Origin of the sequence: Exiguobacterium sp. CH10 (genome assembly GCF_018617635.1) — a bacterium.
GTDB classification, from domain to species: domain Bacteria; phylum Bacillota; class Bacilli; order Exiguobacteriales; family Exiguobacteriaceae; genus Exiguobacterium; species Exiguobacterium aestuarii_A.
Genome location: NZ_JACSKO010000001.1, coordinates 546676 through 561034, shown reverse-complemented (window position 1 = coordinate 561034; position 14359 = coordinate 546676). Strand labels below are relative to the sequence as shown.

Annotated in this window: 17 protein-coding genes; 11 read left to right on the top strand and 6 right to left on the bottom strand. The window is 48.1% G+C overall.

Going from position 1 to position 14359, the window contains the following annotated elements:
* Nucleotides 1-10 precede the first annotated feature (10 nt).
* From KNP04_RS02905 to KNP04_RS02885, 5 genes are all read left to right on the top strand, one after another.
* Nucleotides 11-856 (top strand): DUF72 domain-containing protein, encoded by an 846-nt coding sequence (locus KNP04_RS02905; RefSeq protein WP_214874601.1) that lies wholly within the window; start codon nucleotides 11-13, stop codon nucleotides 854-856.
* 9 nt (nucleotides 857-865) lie between these two features.
* Complete coding sequence (locus KNP04_RS02900; RefSeq protein WP_214874600.1) at nucleotides 866-2212, top strand: bifunctional metallophosphatase/5'-nucleotidase; 1347 nt, start codon at nucleotides 866-868, stop codon at nucleotides 2210-2212.
* Between the two features lie 48 nt (nucleotides 2213-2260).
* Nucleotides 2261-2629, top strand: a complete 369-nt coding sequence (locus tag KNP04_RS02895; RefSeq protein ID WP_074033531.1) for a YutD family protein — start codon at nucleotides 2261-2263, stop codon at nucleotides 2627-2629.
* Nucleotides 2630-2784: 155 nt separating this feature from the next.
* On the top strand, nucleotides 2785-3090 hold the full coding sequence (locus KNP04_RS02890; protein WP_074033530.1) for a hypothetical protein: 306 nt from the start codon (nucleotides 2785-2787) through the stop codon (nucleotides 3088-3090).
* Between the two features lie 103 nt (nucleotides 3091-3193).
* Nucleotides 3194-3865 (top strand): DUF975 family protein, encoded by a 672-nt coding sequence (locus tag KNP04_RS02885; RefSeq protein WP_214874599.1) that lies wholly within the window; start codon nucleotides 3194-3196, stop codon nucleotides 3863-3865.
* A gap of 43 nt (nucleotides 3866-3908) precedes the next feature.
* Here KNP04_RS02885 and glpX read toward each other — a convergent pair whose 3' ends face one another.
* Nucleotides 3909-4889: a class II fructose-bisphosphatase gene (gene glpX / locus KNP04_RS02880; RefSeq protein ID WP_047795127.1), complete on the bottom strand. Its 981-nt coding sequence runs from the start codon at nucleotides 4887-4889 to the stop codon at nucleotides 3909-3911.
* A gap of 158 nt (nucleotides 4890-5047) precedes the next feature.
* Here glpX and KNP04_RS02875 point away from each other — a divergent pair, with 158 nt between their 5' ends.
* The gene (locus KNP04_RS02875; RefSeq protein WP_074033528.1) at nucleotides 5048-5491 is read left to right on the top strand and encodes a DUF86 domain-containing protein; all 444 of its coding nucleotides are present in this window, start codon (nucleotides 5048-5050) and stop codon (nucleotides 5489-5491) included.
* A gap of 4 nt (nucleotides 5492-5495) precedes the next feature.
* Complete coding sequence (locus tag KNP04_RS02870) at nucleotides 5496-6275, top strand: TIGR01457 family HAD-type hydrolase (RefSeq protein ID WP_214693457.1); 780 nt, start codon at nucleotides 5496-5498, stop codon at nucleotides 6273-6275.
* Nucleotides 6276-6294: 19 nt separating this feature from the next.
* On the opposite strand, the gene KNP04_RS02865 is transcribed toward KNP04_RS02870, so the two are convergent.
* Complete coding sequence (locus KNP04_RS02865) at nucleotides 6295-6522, bottom strand: NifU family protein (protein ID WP_012726833.1); 228 nt, start codon at nucleotides 6520-6522, stop codon at nucleotides 6295-6297.
* A 128-nt stretch (nucleotides 6523-6650) separates the two neighbouring features.
* Here KNP04_RS02865 and KNP04_RS02860 point away from each other — a divergent pair, with 128 nt between their 5' ends.
* Both KNP04_RS02860 and KNP04_RS02855 read left to right on the top strand, forming a co-directional pair.
* The gene (locus KNP04_RS02860; RefSeq protein ID WP_214874598.1) at nucleotides 6651-6938 is read left to right on the top strand and encodes a YuzD family protein; all 288 of its coding nucleotides are present in this window, start codon (nucleotides 6651-6653) and stop codon (nucleotides 6936-6938) included.
* 174 nt (nucleotides 6939-7112) lie between these two features.
* Entirely contained in the window at nucleotides 7113-8399 is a 1287-nt protein-coding gene (locus KNP04_RS02855; protein ID WP_214820536.1) for a globin-coupled sensor protein, read from the top strand.
* A gap of 91 nt (nucleotides 8400-8490) precedes the next feature.
* Here KNP04_RS02855 and KNP04_RS02850 read toward each other — a convergent pair whose 3' ends face one another.
* Both KNP04_RS02850 and KNP04_RS02845 read right to left on the bottom strand, forming a co-directional pair.
* Entirely contained in the window at nucleotides 8491-9921 is a 1431-nt protein-coding gene (locus tag KNP04_RS02850; RefSeq protein WP_214874597.1) for a S8 family serine peptidase, read from the bottom strand.
* A 242-nt stretch (nucleotides 9922-10163) separates the two neighbouring features.
* The gene (locus KNP04_RS02845; RefSeq protein ID WP_214746262.1) at nucleotides 10164-11219 is read right to left on the bottom strand and encodes an NAD(P)/FAD-dependent oxidoreductase; all 1056 of its coding nucleotides are present in this window, start codon (nucleotides 11217-11219) and stop codon (nucleotides 10164-10166) included.
* A 98-nt stretch (nucleotides 11220-11317) separates the two neighbouring features.
* Between KNP04_RS02845 and KNP04_RS02840 the strand changes: the two genes are divergently transcribed.
* Both KNP04_RS02840 and KNP04_RS02835 read left to right on the top strand, forming a co-directional pair.
* Complete coding sequence (locus KNP04_RS02840; protein ID WP_074033523.1) at nucleotides 11318-11554, top strand: YuzB family protein; 237 nt, start codon at nucleotides 11318-11320, stop codon at nucleotides 11552-11554.
* 202 nt (nucleotides 11555-11756) lie between these two features.
* Nucleotides 11757-12968, top strand: coding sequence for a NupC/NupG family nucleoside CNT transporter (locus KNP04_RS02835; protein WP_214874596.1), 1212 nt, complete (start codon nucleotides 11757-11759; stop codon nucleotides 12966-12968).
* 40 nt (nucleotides 12969-13008) lie between these two features.
* On the opposite strand, the gene KNP04_RS02830 is transcribed toward KNP04_RS02835, so the two are convergent.
* Nucleotides 13009-13581, bottom strand: coding sequence for a nucleotidyltransferase family protein (locus KNP04_RS02830; protein ID WP_214874595.1), 573 nt, complete (start codon nucleotides 13579-13581; stop codon nucleotides 13009-13011).
* Between the two features lie 70 nt (nucleotides 13582-13651).
* Entirely contained in the window at nucleotides 13652-14239 is a 588-nt protein-coding gene (locus KNP04_RS02825; RefSeq protein ID WP_214693438.1) for an ECF transporter S component, read from the bottom strand.
* Nucleotides 14240-14359 lie beyond the last annotated feature (120 nt).

Here is a 14359-nt window from a genome sequence, read left to right as displayed (position 1 = left end):
GGAGGACACTATGATTTACGTTGGTGTGACTGGATGGGGTGACCACGATCTGTTATATACAACCCCAGAGGAACGAAAACATAAACTATCGACATACGCGGGTCACTTCCCGACCGTTGAAGTCGATTCGACATTTTATGCGATACAGCCCGTGAAAAATTTCGAGAAGTGGGATGCCGAGACGCCGGACCATTTCCAATTCGTCGTCAAAGTTTCCCGGGAAATGAGCGGGCATGACCGTGAACCGAAAACGCCCCTTCTTGAGTTGTTTGAGCGTTATCGTGTTTCTGTTGACCCATTGAAACAGGCAGGGAAGTTACGTGCCGTGCTCGTCCAACTTCCGCCTTGGTTCGACGTATCGAAACCACATCTCGACTATTTGCGAACACTCCGTGCCGAACTCTCCGATTATGAGATTGCTATCGAGTTTCGTAATCCGACTTGGTTCTCTGAAGCGTTCCGGGATCGTACGCTTCAATTTTTAAAGGAACAGCGATTCATCAACACGATTTGTGATGAGCCACAAACGAAAGAGAGCAGTATTCCGTTCGTGCCGGTCGTGACACACCCTGAGGTAGCCGTCGTTCGATTACATGGACGTAATACGTCAGGGTGGCTCAAAAAGCCGGGCATGACGAGTCAAGAATGGCGACACGTCCGTTGTCTATATCGCTATAGTGAGGAAGAACTTCAGGAACTCGCCGCCTCGCTCCGTGAGATTGACCGTGAAGCGAAAGATGTGTATGTATACTTTAACAACAACTCGGCCGGGGACGCGGCTCCGAACGCCAAACGTTTGATTGAAATTCTCGGGCTCGAATACGAGCTTGCACCTAGACAAATTAGTCTGTTTTAGAAGGAAGGGATGGCCGTGACGAAACTTACTATTTTTCATTACAATGATCTTCACTCAAAGTTCGACCAATGGCCGAAACTTGTTTCATTTCTAGAAGAACGTCGTACGGACGATACCCTCTACTTTGATTTAGGGGATCATGCCGATCGCACACATCCGGCGACTGAAGTGACGCGTGGGAAGTTGAACGTTCGCTTACTCGAGCGACTTCAACCGACGGCCGTTACGATTGGAAACAATGAAGGCATCACGTTTCCGCACGATTGGTTAGCCGAGTTGTATGAAGAGGCGACGTTCCCGATTTTGCTTGGGAATGTGTATGAAGCAGACGGGTCGCGACCACATTGGGTCGAAGAAACGCTTGTTCTTGAGCGTGATGGGTTGAAAATTGGCTTATTTGGTGTCACAGCCCCTTATGAAGAGTTGTATCCCGAACTTGGTTGGCAAATCGAATCGCCTTACGAAGCGACAAAGCGAGCGTTAGAGCGGTTGGCACATTGTGATGTCATCATCGCACTCAGTCACCTCGGTTTCTTCGGGGATGAACGATTAGCAGACATGTATCCTGACATTGACGTCATTCTCGGGGCCCATACGCATCACGTTTTAGATGAAGGCGTGACGACGAACGGAGTGCTCATTGCACAAGCCGGGAAATATGGGAAGTATGTCGGGGAAGTGACGCTGACGCTCGATGAGTCAGGAGTCGTTTCGAAAGAAGCTCGCCTCCACGAACTGTCACAGCAATCGGATAGTCCAGATACGTTGGCCTTGTTAGATACAGAAGGGGCAGATGCCGAACGCCTCCTTGATATCATAATTGCAGAAACAGAAGGATATGCATCTGATTGGTTCGGGCATTCTCCGCTTGGTGAGTTGCTTGTAGAAGGGATGGTCGAATGGTGTGCAGCCGATGTCGGGATTATTCCGTCCGGAGTCGTCCTAGACGGTCTCGCTCCAGGAAAAGTCACGCTGAACATGTTGCATCGGATCTGTCCACATCCAATCAACCCATGTGTCCTGACACTTGACGGTAAGACGCTCGAACGATTTTTACATGACGTAAATGAGGAAACGTTCACGAATATGCACGTCAGAGGTCTAGGATTCAGAGGCACCGTACTCGGTGAGCCGAGTTACTATCAAATCGAACAGCGGGACGGTCAGTACTATGTAATGGGAGAAAAGCTAGAACCGAATCGGACATATCGCGTCGCGACAGTCGATATGTTGACGTTTGGCCCGCTCCTTCCATACTTAGCAGACCAGCCGAAGCGATATTTCATGCCGGAATTACTACGGGATGTGTTGCGAGAGACAATTGTCGCTCGTCATGAGGTCATTCGAAAAGGATAGAGCCGTCATAGCGGGACATGCTATGATAGTAGAGTGGAGGTGGGAGCGATGATTCGAGTGAATCGCCACGGATATACCGTTTTAGAAGAGAAGCGCGACGGATTTGATGAAGAAGCGTTTATCGCAAGGTATAGTGACGTGCTTGATAAATACGACTATATTGTCGGTGACTGGGGACACGGACAGCTGCGTTTGAAGGGGTTCTATGAACCGCAATCAAAGTTAGCGACGTATGAGAACCGGATTGATCACGTGATGGACTATGTATACGAGTATTGCAATTTCGGATGTCCTTATTTCGTTCTGAAGAAGGAGACGGACATTAACGAAGAAGAGAGTGGTCCTGTCTTTGGTGGAACGAAGCAGAAACTGAAGTTGAAGCGGAAGTTTAACAAGACTGAAGAGACGAATGCGTAAAGTGCTGAGCGATCAGCACTTTTTTTATTACAGTTAATTTCCAAATATTTCGTTTAGGTAAAAAGTCATGACTTCGAGTTTAAGGGTTGGAAAAATGTGATAAATTGTCATTAAGGATAGCTACGTAGTTTTGGTTTTTAGAGTGAGGTGATTGGATGCAACATGTACAAACGACCGTCGGGGATCGGGATGACGTCCATAATCGAATTCATAATCTTGGACTAGGGATACTGGCCATGTTCTTTTTTGGTTTTCATATCATGATGACCTTCTATTTTACGGCGGCAGTCATTCTTTTTGAACTCATTCATGTGTTGATCGTCCGTCGCTTTGAATACAGCCACTCTTTTTTACGGAGTCGCGTTTTCAAAGTTACATCTCACCTTGCGTTTTCGCTCGGAGTGCTCTTGTTGATCTTATCCATGTCTCAGTTCTTTTTAGGTAACGTAATGATTCGTTAAGCGGAAAGGAAAAAATCCTTTCCCTTTTTTTATGTTTTTTTGAAACGTCCTTCAACCTTTTCACGTACACTGTAGAGAAGACTATAAAAAAGGATGGGTTACAATGAGATCTGAATGGAAACAACATGCACGACAAGCACTGAAAGGAAAATGGTGGCTCATGGCTGGGTTGGCGCTCTTGTTCATGATCATCAACGGTATTCCACAAGGATTTGCTCCAAGTGTGGACCCAAATTCTACAGAGCCACTCACATCGACAGACGTCACGTTAAGTTTTGTGTCGAATGTGCTTCAAATCTTGATTGCGCCACTTGCCATCGGTTGGTCATGGCTCGCGCTTAACGTATCACGCGGAAATGGTGCCTCGCTTTCGACATTGTTCAAACCGTTCCAAACACGTTATGTTAAACATGTCATCACGTCTTTCGTGATGGGTGTGTTCCTCGTATTGTGGACGTTATTGCTCATCGTACCTGGAATCATCAAAGGATTCTCGTACTCGCTTACGCCGTATATCTTACGTGATCAGCCTGAGCTTTCGGCACTCGAATCGATCACGGAATCGCGTCGTCTCATGGACGGGCACAAGATGGAAGCATTCATGCTCTTCTTGTCGTTCTTCGGATGGTTCCTCGTCGGGATTTTAACATTAGGGATTGGGTTCTTCTTCATCGGGCCTTACTTCTCGACAACGTATGCGACGTTCTATGACTCGATTCGCGACAATCAAGTTGGTTCGGACGAGCCGGTACACGGAACGGAACAAGGATTCTAACCAACAAAACGCCTCGCTCATTTTATTGAGCAAGGCGTTTTTTTTAGGCGTTGACTTCAGTTTTTTGTAAGTATGGCTTCAATGACAAGTGATGTTCAGCCACGACTTTACGAATCGTGCGTGTCTTCGAGCGCATGACGAGTGACGTCGTCTCGACGATATCATCCGTCAAGAACTTGACGCCATCGAGCAACTCACCAGACGTGACACCCGTCGCGGCGAAGATGCAGTCGTCGCTCTTGACGAGGTCGTCGAGCGTAAGGAGTTGAAGTGGGTCTTCAATTCCCATCGAGATGACGCGAGCTGATTCCTCTTCGTTCATCGGATGTAGACGGGCCTGCATGTCTCCACCGAGCGCTTTGACAGCAGCGGCTGTGATGACTCCTTCAGGAGCTCCGCCTGTACTGATGAAAATATCGATCGGGTTCGATTTGACGGCGGCAGCGATTCCCGCAGACACATCGCCATCCTCGAAGAGCTTGACGCGTGCGCCGACATTCATGACAGCTTGACGAAGATGTTCGTGGCGGTCACGGTCTTGCATGATGACCGTTACTTCCTCGATACGCTTGTTATTATATTTCGCAGCTTTTTCAATGATTGACTCGAGCGGTTCGTCGAGTGAGACTTTCCCTTTTAAGTTTGGACCAACGACGAGCTTGTCCATGTACATATCTGGTGCGTGGAGGAGGGCACCTTCATCAGCAACGGCGATGACGACCATCGCATCTCCAAGGCCTTTTGCGACAATGGATGTCCCTTCGAGTGGGTCGACGGCGATGTCAACTTTCGGGCCGAATGTCGTTCCGAGTTTTTCCCCGATGTAGAGCATCGGGGCCTCATCGAGTTCACCTTCTCCGATGACAACAGTCGCGTCCATGTTGACCGTTCCGAGAACTTCTCGCATCGCTGACGTTGCCGCATCATCGGCCTCGTTCTTTTGCCCGCGTCCAATCCATTTCGATGATGCGAGTGCTGCTGCTTCTGTTGCCCGTACGATTTCTAATGCTAATTCACGTTCCATAGTGTTGTACCCTCCACGTTATCTCTATTCAATGTGTTATACTTTTTACGGCTTAAATCCGTTGATTAGTGTATCACAATTTTATAAATGATGTAAATAGGACAGATTCTTTTCTCCTGACCGAAAAAAGATTAGTATTAACAGCAGGGGGGATCATCATGTATTTTGTGAATAGAGAGAAGATTAATCAGACACTGGAACAAATGGAGACGATGTTAGCGCACACCGATCAATTGACGGGGGATGCGTTCACGGTGGAGCTTGCGAAACAGCGAATGGCCGTCCTTCTTATGGAAGGTGTCATCGATGTTGGGAACTCGATGATTGACGGGTTCATTATGCGAGATCCGGGCAGTTATGAAGACATTGTCGACATCTTATTGGATGAGCGTGTACTTGATGAAACGACGGCAAACGCGACGAAAGCGCTCGTCGGATTACGTGCCTACTACGTTCGTGAGTTTGTGCACGCCGACGCATCAAAATTTGATGAGTGGGTGAAGACGTCAAAACAAGACTTCACGGCATTCTCCGCACAAGTTCGTCACTACTTAGAAGTCGAGCTTGGACCAGTGTCCGCATTCTTACCAGAAAGCGAGTGATTGGATGGAACCGATTAAAGGATATTTGTTTGATTTAGACGGCACGATGTATGCCGGTACAGAACCCGTTCAGGCAGCGGTTGATTTCGTCAACGAACTAGAAGCGACGGGCGTCCCGTATTTGTTCGTCACGAACAACGCATCGATGACACAACAACAGATCGCGGATAAATTGATTGCGATGGGCGCAAACGTGAAGGCGGAAAACGTCTTGACGAGCGCGATGGCGACGGCTTTTTATATTGAGAAGATGTCGCCAGGAGCAACCGTCTATATGATTGGGGAAGACGGACTTCGTCTCGCGTTAGAGTCTCGCGGTTTTCATGTCACAGACGAACCGAAGGCGGACTACGTGGTCATCGGACTCGACCGACACATCACGTATGAGAAGTTGGCGCGAGGCGCAATCGCCATCCGCTCGGGGGCTCGATTCATCTCGACGAATGGGGATATCGCCATTCCGACCGAACGTGGATTTTTACCGGGGAACGGATCACTCACGTCCGTGTTGACCGTGACGACGGAGAAAGATCCTTTCTTCATCGGAAAGCCGGAACCGGTTATGATCGACATCGCACTCGACATGATTGGGTTGAATAAAGAAGATGTCGTCATGGTAGGGGATAACTATCACACAGATATTTTATTTGGAATCAATGGTGGCATTCGTACGCTCCATGTGAACTCAGGTGTACATGGACCGGCATTTATCCAAGAACAAGAAAAACTCCCAACCTATATGGTCGAGAGCTTAGATGAATGGAAGCATGAAAAAAAGGGATGACGAATGTCTCCCTTTTTGCTTAGAATACTTGTTCTACTTCGACGATGCCTGGTACTTCTTCGATGAGCGCACGCTCAATACCGGCTTTTAGCGTGATTGTTGAAGACGGGCAGCTGCCGCAAGCACCCATCAAACGGAGCTTGACGATGCCTTCTTCGACATCTACGAGTTCGACGTCTCCGCCGTCACGAAGCAAGAACGGACGCAATTTATCGAGCACTTCTTGGACTTGATCAAACATTTCCATGGTATCTACCCCTTTCTCGTTCTACTTTATTCTAGCAAGTTTGAGAGTGTTTCTCAATCATTTACGCTGAGCGTTTCATCATCGAGTAAGGGAAGGATTTTGTATAATGGTTTTGAGGGGGAATGAAGATGAAAATTACGGTATATGGGGCTGAAGTTCAATGTGCGAGTTGTGTCGGTGCACCGAGTTCGACCGAGACGTATGAATGGTTGCAAAGTGCACTCGGACGAAAGTATCCAGAGCAATCTTTTTTGTTCGAATACATCGATTTCGAACAAAGTGAAGACGAGTTCGCCCAGGCACTTAAAGAGGACGAATGGTTCTATCCGCTCGTTTTGTTAGACGGGGAAGTGATTGACGAAGGCGTCGTTCAGTTAAGAAAAGTATATGCGGCGATTGAAGCGAAGCAATCATAAATGAGTATTGACGACAGACGGACCATGCGAATGCAAGGTTCGTTTTTTGTTTACCTATTCTTCCGAAATCGATTTTACAACTTTTGACTAACGAGCTAAACTGAACATAACCTGCATAATTTTTATAATATTTTGAAAATTTAACGAAAACATTCATTGAAGGAGGACTGTTCAATGTTTGCCCGAAAACGAAACATGCCGATCCATTTAGACACTTCGTCCCAAATGGAGCACTTGTTGATCGCGTTACCGGAGGATTTAGAAAGACAACGTCAGTTGATTCGCCTCGAACGTGAAGATCTCGCGTATTTGCGTGCCTATCAACATGAACTACGTCAGTTGACACCCCGTTTAGTTGATGTGTTTTATGAGGAGCTCGAAAAGATTGATGAGATGAAAGACTTGATTCGGCAACACTCGTCTTCGGACAAATTGAAACTGACCCTCTCGAACCACATCATGGAGATGTTTGAAGGGAAGTTGAATGAAGCGTATATTAACAGACGCCTCGTGATTGCCAAACGTCATTATTTAATCGGCTTAAAAGGAAAATGGTACATGGCTGCCTTCCAAAAAATATTTGAGACACTCGTCTTATCGATTCAAGATGAGCAGCTCGACGCCGAATCAAAAATGAAGTTGATGATGGCCGTTTCGAAAATCTTTAATTTCGAGCAACAGATCGTGCTCGAGATGTTTGATGATGAGGCTGAAGTCGTTCGTGACCAAATGCAACTTGTGAAAGATGAGATTGGTCAAACGATCCAACAGGCGAGCGAAGATTTGGCGGCACTCTCCCAAGAGGTCATGGCCAGTTTCCAGTCGATGAACGAGAGAGCAGATGATATGAAACATTCGAGTTCATTGACTCAGACGAAGTTAAGGACGGTGCTTCATTCATCGGTGAGCGGGAAAGACGCCATCTTGTCCGAGACAGGCCGTCTCGATGAAATCACACGAGACCTTTCGGATTCTGCCCAAGAAATCAAAGCGCTCGAAAAGTTGATGAACGAGATCATGACGATTGCGGATTCGGTGAAGCAGATTGCCAATCAGACGAACTTGCTCAGTTTGAACGCGGCCATCGAAGCAGCACGGGCTGGAGAGCAAGGGAAAGGGTTCCAAGTCGTCGCTTCCGAGGTCCGGACGCTTGCGAGTCAGTCCAAGCAAGCAGCGGAAGAAGTTGAGGATTTGGTGAAGCGCCTGACGAATCAAATGGAAGAGACATCGAGTCGAGTGCTTTCAACCGAGCAAGAGATGAAGCAGACGATGGGACGAATCAATCAAGTGACGGATGCCTTCCTCCAGATCTCTGGTGACTCGGAACATGCCGACGGACAGATGGGGAGCCTCGCCGGGGACATCGATGAGATTGTGGAGTCGATTGCCGAACTCAAGCGGGCGACGACACAAATTGCGACATCTTCGACACAGTTGATGGATACGGCGCAACGATTGTAGATGTTCACACTACAAAAAGACGAACCAGGTCGTATGATGCGACGTGATTCGTCAATCAGTGAAGTCGAGCGAAGCGCTCGACTTTTTTTGTTTAGAGAAGTTGGAACGATGACGTTGCTGAACCAGCCGTGTAACCTGTAAGCGTCGCGTCAGACTTCACTTGATACGTTCCACGCTGTGACCAAGAGTTCGTAGAGAGTGTGAACGTGATGGCACCTGAAGCATTCGTCTTGCCTGTACCGACGAGCGTCGCCCCGTTCGGTTGTGTGACCGTCACACGGACATCAGCGTTTGCGACCGCTTGGCCAGTCGAATTACGTACTGTTGAAGAAATCGAGACGACTTCACCCGCGTAGTAGTTTGACTTCGAAGTCGATACTGTCGTTGTGAGTGCTTGTACCGGTTGCGTCGTACCACCAGAAGTAGGGGCTTGGACGAGTCCATTTCCGAACCAAGTGTCTCGACCTGCCGTACCGAGGTCAATCGAATCTTGAGATAATTTCGTACGGAGTTGCGTGCTCGATAACGTTGGGAAGGCTTGCTTCATGAGTGCGAGGTTACCTGCAACGTAAGGCGTCGCCATCGATGTTCCGCTCATTTGACCGTAGCCGCCATTTGAGAGGGTTGAATTGATGCTGACACCAGGTGCCGCGACTTCGACTGTGCCGCCTGTCGCTGAGAACGAGGCACGGTTGTTGTTGATATCCGTTGCAGCGACGGCGATTGCCGAACTGTAACGCGCTGGGTAGTTGACGAGATCGCCCGACCCATCGGTACGTCCGTTGTTTCCGGCTGCCGCAACGACAAGGATGCCTGCGTTATTCGCACGATCCACGACTTGTTGGAGTGTCGTCGAAGGGCTTGTCGTCCCAAGACTCAAGTTGATGATGTCCATGTCATTTGTGATCGACCAGTCAATGCCGGCGATGATGCTTGATAGACTACCACTACCGTTCGCCTCAAGTGCTTTGACGGCATAGATGCTTGCCTCGTGAGCGATTCCGACCGTACCGATGCTGTTGTTACGGGCTCCGATAATCCCGGCGACGTGCGTACCGTGACCGTTATCATCGGCGTAAGAACTCGTGACCGTACTAAACGAGGCACCACCAGCAATCGTTAAGTCAGGATGAGCGGAGATACCCGTATCGACGACGGATACTTTGACACCTTTCCCAGTGAACCCACTTTGCCAAGCGGAAGGAGCTTGAAGTTTAGGGATTCCCCAATCCTGGCTTTGGTTCTCGATATGTACCGTTTGATCGACTTCCACGTGTGCGACATGCGGGTTATTCTTCAGTCCGTTCAAGGCAGCTTTCGGAACTTCAAGTGCTGCTGCAGGAATATTCGAATACTGTTGTTTAACTTCCATGCCTTCAATCGAGAGCGGAATTTTCTTTGCCGTTTCTTTGAAGACGACGAGGACGCGTTCTTTCTCCTTGTTCGGGGCGGCTTCCGCGCCTCCTGGGACGGTTGATAAGACGAGCAATGATGCAAGGACGGTGCTACAGATTTTCTTCAACTTGTTTCCTCCTTTAAGGTAGTAGGCAAGATGACAGGATGTCGTACTGCCGTGTTCATAGAGTAACAAGTATTTCCAACGGATAGAATATGTCGATGGCATTAAAAATCTGAATATTTAGATAAGGATACAGGGGATTCAGATACAAGACTTTTGACTCAAGAGGACGTAACGGTAACAGAAAATCGGTGATGCGGTGCATGAAAAAAGCGAATCGACCCGTCAGGTCCATTCGCAATTGTTTACTTGATGACTTTATGTTTCCAAAGAATGCCGGACTTCAACAAGCGGGCGACTTTGCCGGTGAGTGATTGTTTCCCCATGAACACTCCAAAGCCTGCTTTCTTCCCGAGGGAACCGAGCGTCCCTTTCAATTTGATGTCTGGTAACTCTGGATAGGCAAGGCCTTTCCATTTACAGAGGAGCACTTGAACGATTTGTTCGGCCTGAGCTTCGGCGAGTTGTCCAGAAGGTGCGTACGGCAAGCTCGCGTTATCTCCGACGACGAATACGTCTGGTAGGCCAGGGACGAAATGATGCTCTGTCAGTTTGACACGTCCGCCTCCATCAAGCTCCCATCCTTGATTGCGTACGACAGCGACCGGTTGAATACCGGCTGTCCATACGGTCAAGTCGGAAGGGAACAAATCTTCATGGTTCCATAATCCATCGGCATCGACGCGCGTAATATTGGCGTTGTTGATGACTTCGACTCCGTGCTCTTCGAACCAAGATTGCACATACATGGAGACACGATTGGATAAGAATGATAATACGGAAGGTCCACGGTCAAACAATCGAACCGTCAAATCAGGACGACTCTCGCGTAGTTCGCTTGCGAGTTCGACGCCGGATAATCCGGCTCCAACGACCGAGACGACCGATCCGGGCCGTAACCCGTTGATCGCTTGCTGTGTTTTTCGTGATTCTTCAAGTGTTTGAATACTGTACGTGAACTCTGCTGCCCCCTGGACGTTGTGATACTTGTCTTCACAGCCTAATCCGATGACGAGGTCATCATAAGGTACTTTTTCTCCACTCGCGAGAAGAACCATCTTGTCTTCCGTATCGATATCCGTGACTTGTCCGTATATGTAGTCAATTTCTTCCGGAAAATCGATGCGAATATCGCGGTCCGAGACCGTTCCTGCAGCGAGCGCATAATACTCTGTTTTTAATCCATGATAAGGTAAGCGATCGACGAGCGTGACCGATACGTCCTTCAACTGATGTCCAAGAACTCTTTCGATGACACGCATACCCCCGTAACCGCCCCCTAAGACGACTAATTTGCGCATAATAATCCCCCTTTGTTACTCTTCAACTGTATCATGTTATAATCTGCCGTAGAAGAACCATTTTCCGATAATTCACGTAAAGAAAGACGGTGACATATATGATGAATCCGATCATCGAATTTTGCGCCTCGAATTTAGCGATGGGCTCACAAGTGGCCCGAGCAAAATTAGAGTCAGACCCTGATCTCGATGTAGTCGAATACGGCTGTACAGGCTACTGTGGCGTCTGTTCCCTCGACCTCTTTTGCCTCGTCGACGGGGAAGTTGTGACCGGTGAAACGCCGGATGAGTTGGTGACGAAGGTGTATGAAAAAATTGAAGAGATGGCATGGTGAAAAGTTTGAGGGATGACCTCAAACTTTTTTATTTCACCCGTTGCATTTTAAAAAGAGGGATGTTATATTCTAAGAGGTTCGAATGTAGGTTGTCTGACGTTTAACAACGAGAAAAAGAAAGCGTTTCAAACGGTAGGGCACATCTCTTTTCGGGTATGACACATATAATAGCTTTGTTTAATATGAAAGGAGCACAACATCAATGAAAATCATGAGTGTGGTTGGTATTTTGGCACTAATTGCAATCGCTTACATCTTCTCTACCAACCGTAAAGCCATCAAATGGCGCACGGTCTTGGCAGCGTTCGCTGTTCAATTCGCGTTTGCTTTCCTTGTTCTGTACACATCTTGGGGACGTGCAGCACTTGAATGGATCTCGAGCGGGGTTCAAGCAATCTTGAACACGGCAAATGACGGGATCGCGTTCGTATTCGGAACAGCGGTCGGCGGCGACAACTTCGTTTTCGCATTCCAAGTCCTTCCGATTATCGTTTTCATGTCATCATTAATCGCGTTACTCTACTACCTTGGCGTCATGCAGTGGGTCATCCGTATCCTTGGTACGGCACTCGCGAAAGCGTTAGGAACGTCACGTAAAGAGTCACTTTCAGCAACAGCAAACATTTTCGTCGGTCAGACGGAAGCACCGCTTGTCATCAAGCCTTACCTTCCTACGATGACACAGTCTGAACTCTTCGCAGTTATGGTCGGTGGTCTTGCATCAGTTGCCGGTTCTGTACTTGCTGGATACGCAGCACTCGGTGTACCGCTCGAGTACTTGCTCGCAGCGAGCTTCATGGCAGCGCCGGCTGGTCTCTTGTTCGCGAAAATCATCGTTCCAGAAACAGAAGAATACGATGATGACATCGAGATTGTAGAGGAAGAAGAAGACAGAGCGGCGAACTTCGTCGATGCAGCGGCACGTGGTGCTTCTGACGGTCTCTTCCTTGCTTTGAACGTCGGTGCAATGCTTCTCGCGTTCGTTTCATTGATTGCGCTCGTCAACTTGATCCTTGGTTCAGTAGGCGGACTCTTCGGATTTGATAGCTTGTCACTCGAATTGATTCTTGGTTATGTGTTCGCGCCATTTGCATTCGTTATCGGTGTTCCGTGGGCAGATGCAGTACAATTTGGTAGCTTCCTCGGTCAAAAACTAGTCTTGAACGAATTCGTTGCCTTCTCTGAGTTTGCACCAATCATCGGTTCTGGTGATTTGTCAGCTCGTACAGAAGCAATGATTGCATTCGCACTTTGTGGTTTCGCCAACATTTCATCACTCGCGATCCTTCTCGGTGGTCTTGGTGGTATGGCACCAAACCGTCGTGGTGACATCGCGCGTATGGGTGTCCTCGCAATTCTCGCAGGTACGCTTGCAAACTTGATGTCAGCTACATTGGCTGGACTTCTTCTCTAATTAGTATAAGAAAACGCGATCACTTCGGTGGTCGCGTTTTTTAGTGTAGGGATGATGTATACAATTTGACGTTCGGCCATTGAGCTGGCCAATTTTTTTGAGCCATTCGTTTCAAGTAGATTGGATGTTTTGAGGTGCTTGTTTCAAAATATGGTGTAGGTCTAGCTTGTAGTGTGAGAAGGTCTTGAACGCCATAGGGTGCTGAGAGAATGAGCTCACCGTCTACATTGAGACGTACCCCGATTGCGGTCACCGTCTCGGGGAAGTGCGCTAGCGCATCGACCGATGACGTATATGGTGGCAAATGGTTCACATGATGCATCCTCGCTTGGTTTTTTACAGACCAAGGTACGCTCGGGTCGAGTTGATTCAACACCTGTTCTAATTCTTTTTCGATGGATTCTTCTGACTGAGTAGGGTCGAAATAAATCACATCGACGTCGTCCGTTTGGGTCGGTGCATCGTATCCATGAAGATGGTCCCATATTTTTGCGCGAATATAGCCCGCGCAAATCCACCAGTCGGGCAGATGAAGGGTAGCAACGGTGCGAAGAAGGTTCATAAGTTCTGCATCTTGTTGTAAGAAATCAATCAAATCCTGTTCATGTTTCATTATTCAAACTCCTCCTGATCCATCGGATTGAAAAAAGCACCTAGGCAACGCCTAGATGCTCGTATATCGATTATGCTTGAAGTTGTACGCGCTGACGTTCGATCCACGGCTTCAATTTCAAGAAGAGTGGGACGAAGAGCGCACTGATCAAGATCGCTTTAATCAAGTTGAACGGTAAGATCCCGTAAAGGACGAGGTCCGTCTTCACGGCCGGGTCGGCCATGTCTGCCATTCCGAAGAAGAAGGCATAGGCTGGCAAGATGACGAGATAGTTTAAAATGGCGAGGCTGAGTGCCATCGTGATTGTACCGGCGAGTAGTCCAGAAGCGAGTGCTTTGTTCGTCTTCCGTTTGTGGTAGAACCATGCGACCGGATACATGAATGCGACACCTGCGAAGAAGTTTGCGACTTCTCCGACCGGGACACCGCCACCGTTAAAGACATAGTACAAGACGTTTTTCAATCCGACGACCACGACACCTGCGAGTGGAGAAAAGACGATCCCAGCAATGAGTGCAGGAATGTCACTGAAATCCACTTTGAGGAATGGCGGTAAAAATGGGAGCGGGAAGTTGAATAGCATGAGTACGAACGAAATCGTCCCGAGCATCGCCAAAGTCACCATAGTTGTCAATCGTTTGTTGCGCGTAGTTTTCATCAGAATCTCTCCTTTAGGTCGCTCCTCGATGAATGGCATCCGTCGCATATAAAAACCCGATTGCAATGAAGACAATCGGGAGAGTTTACGCGCATACGAAATAGATGTTTTCCGAGGTGG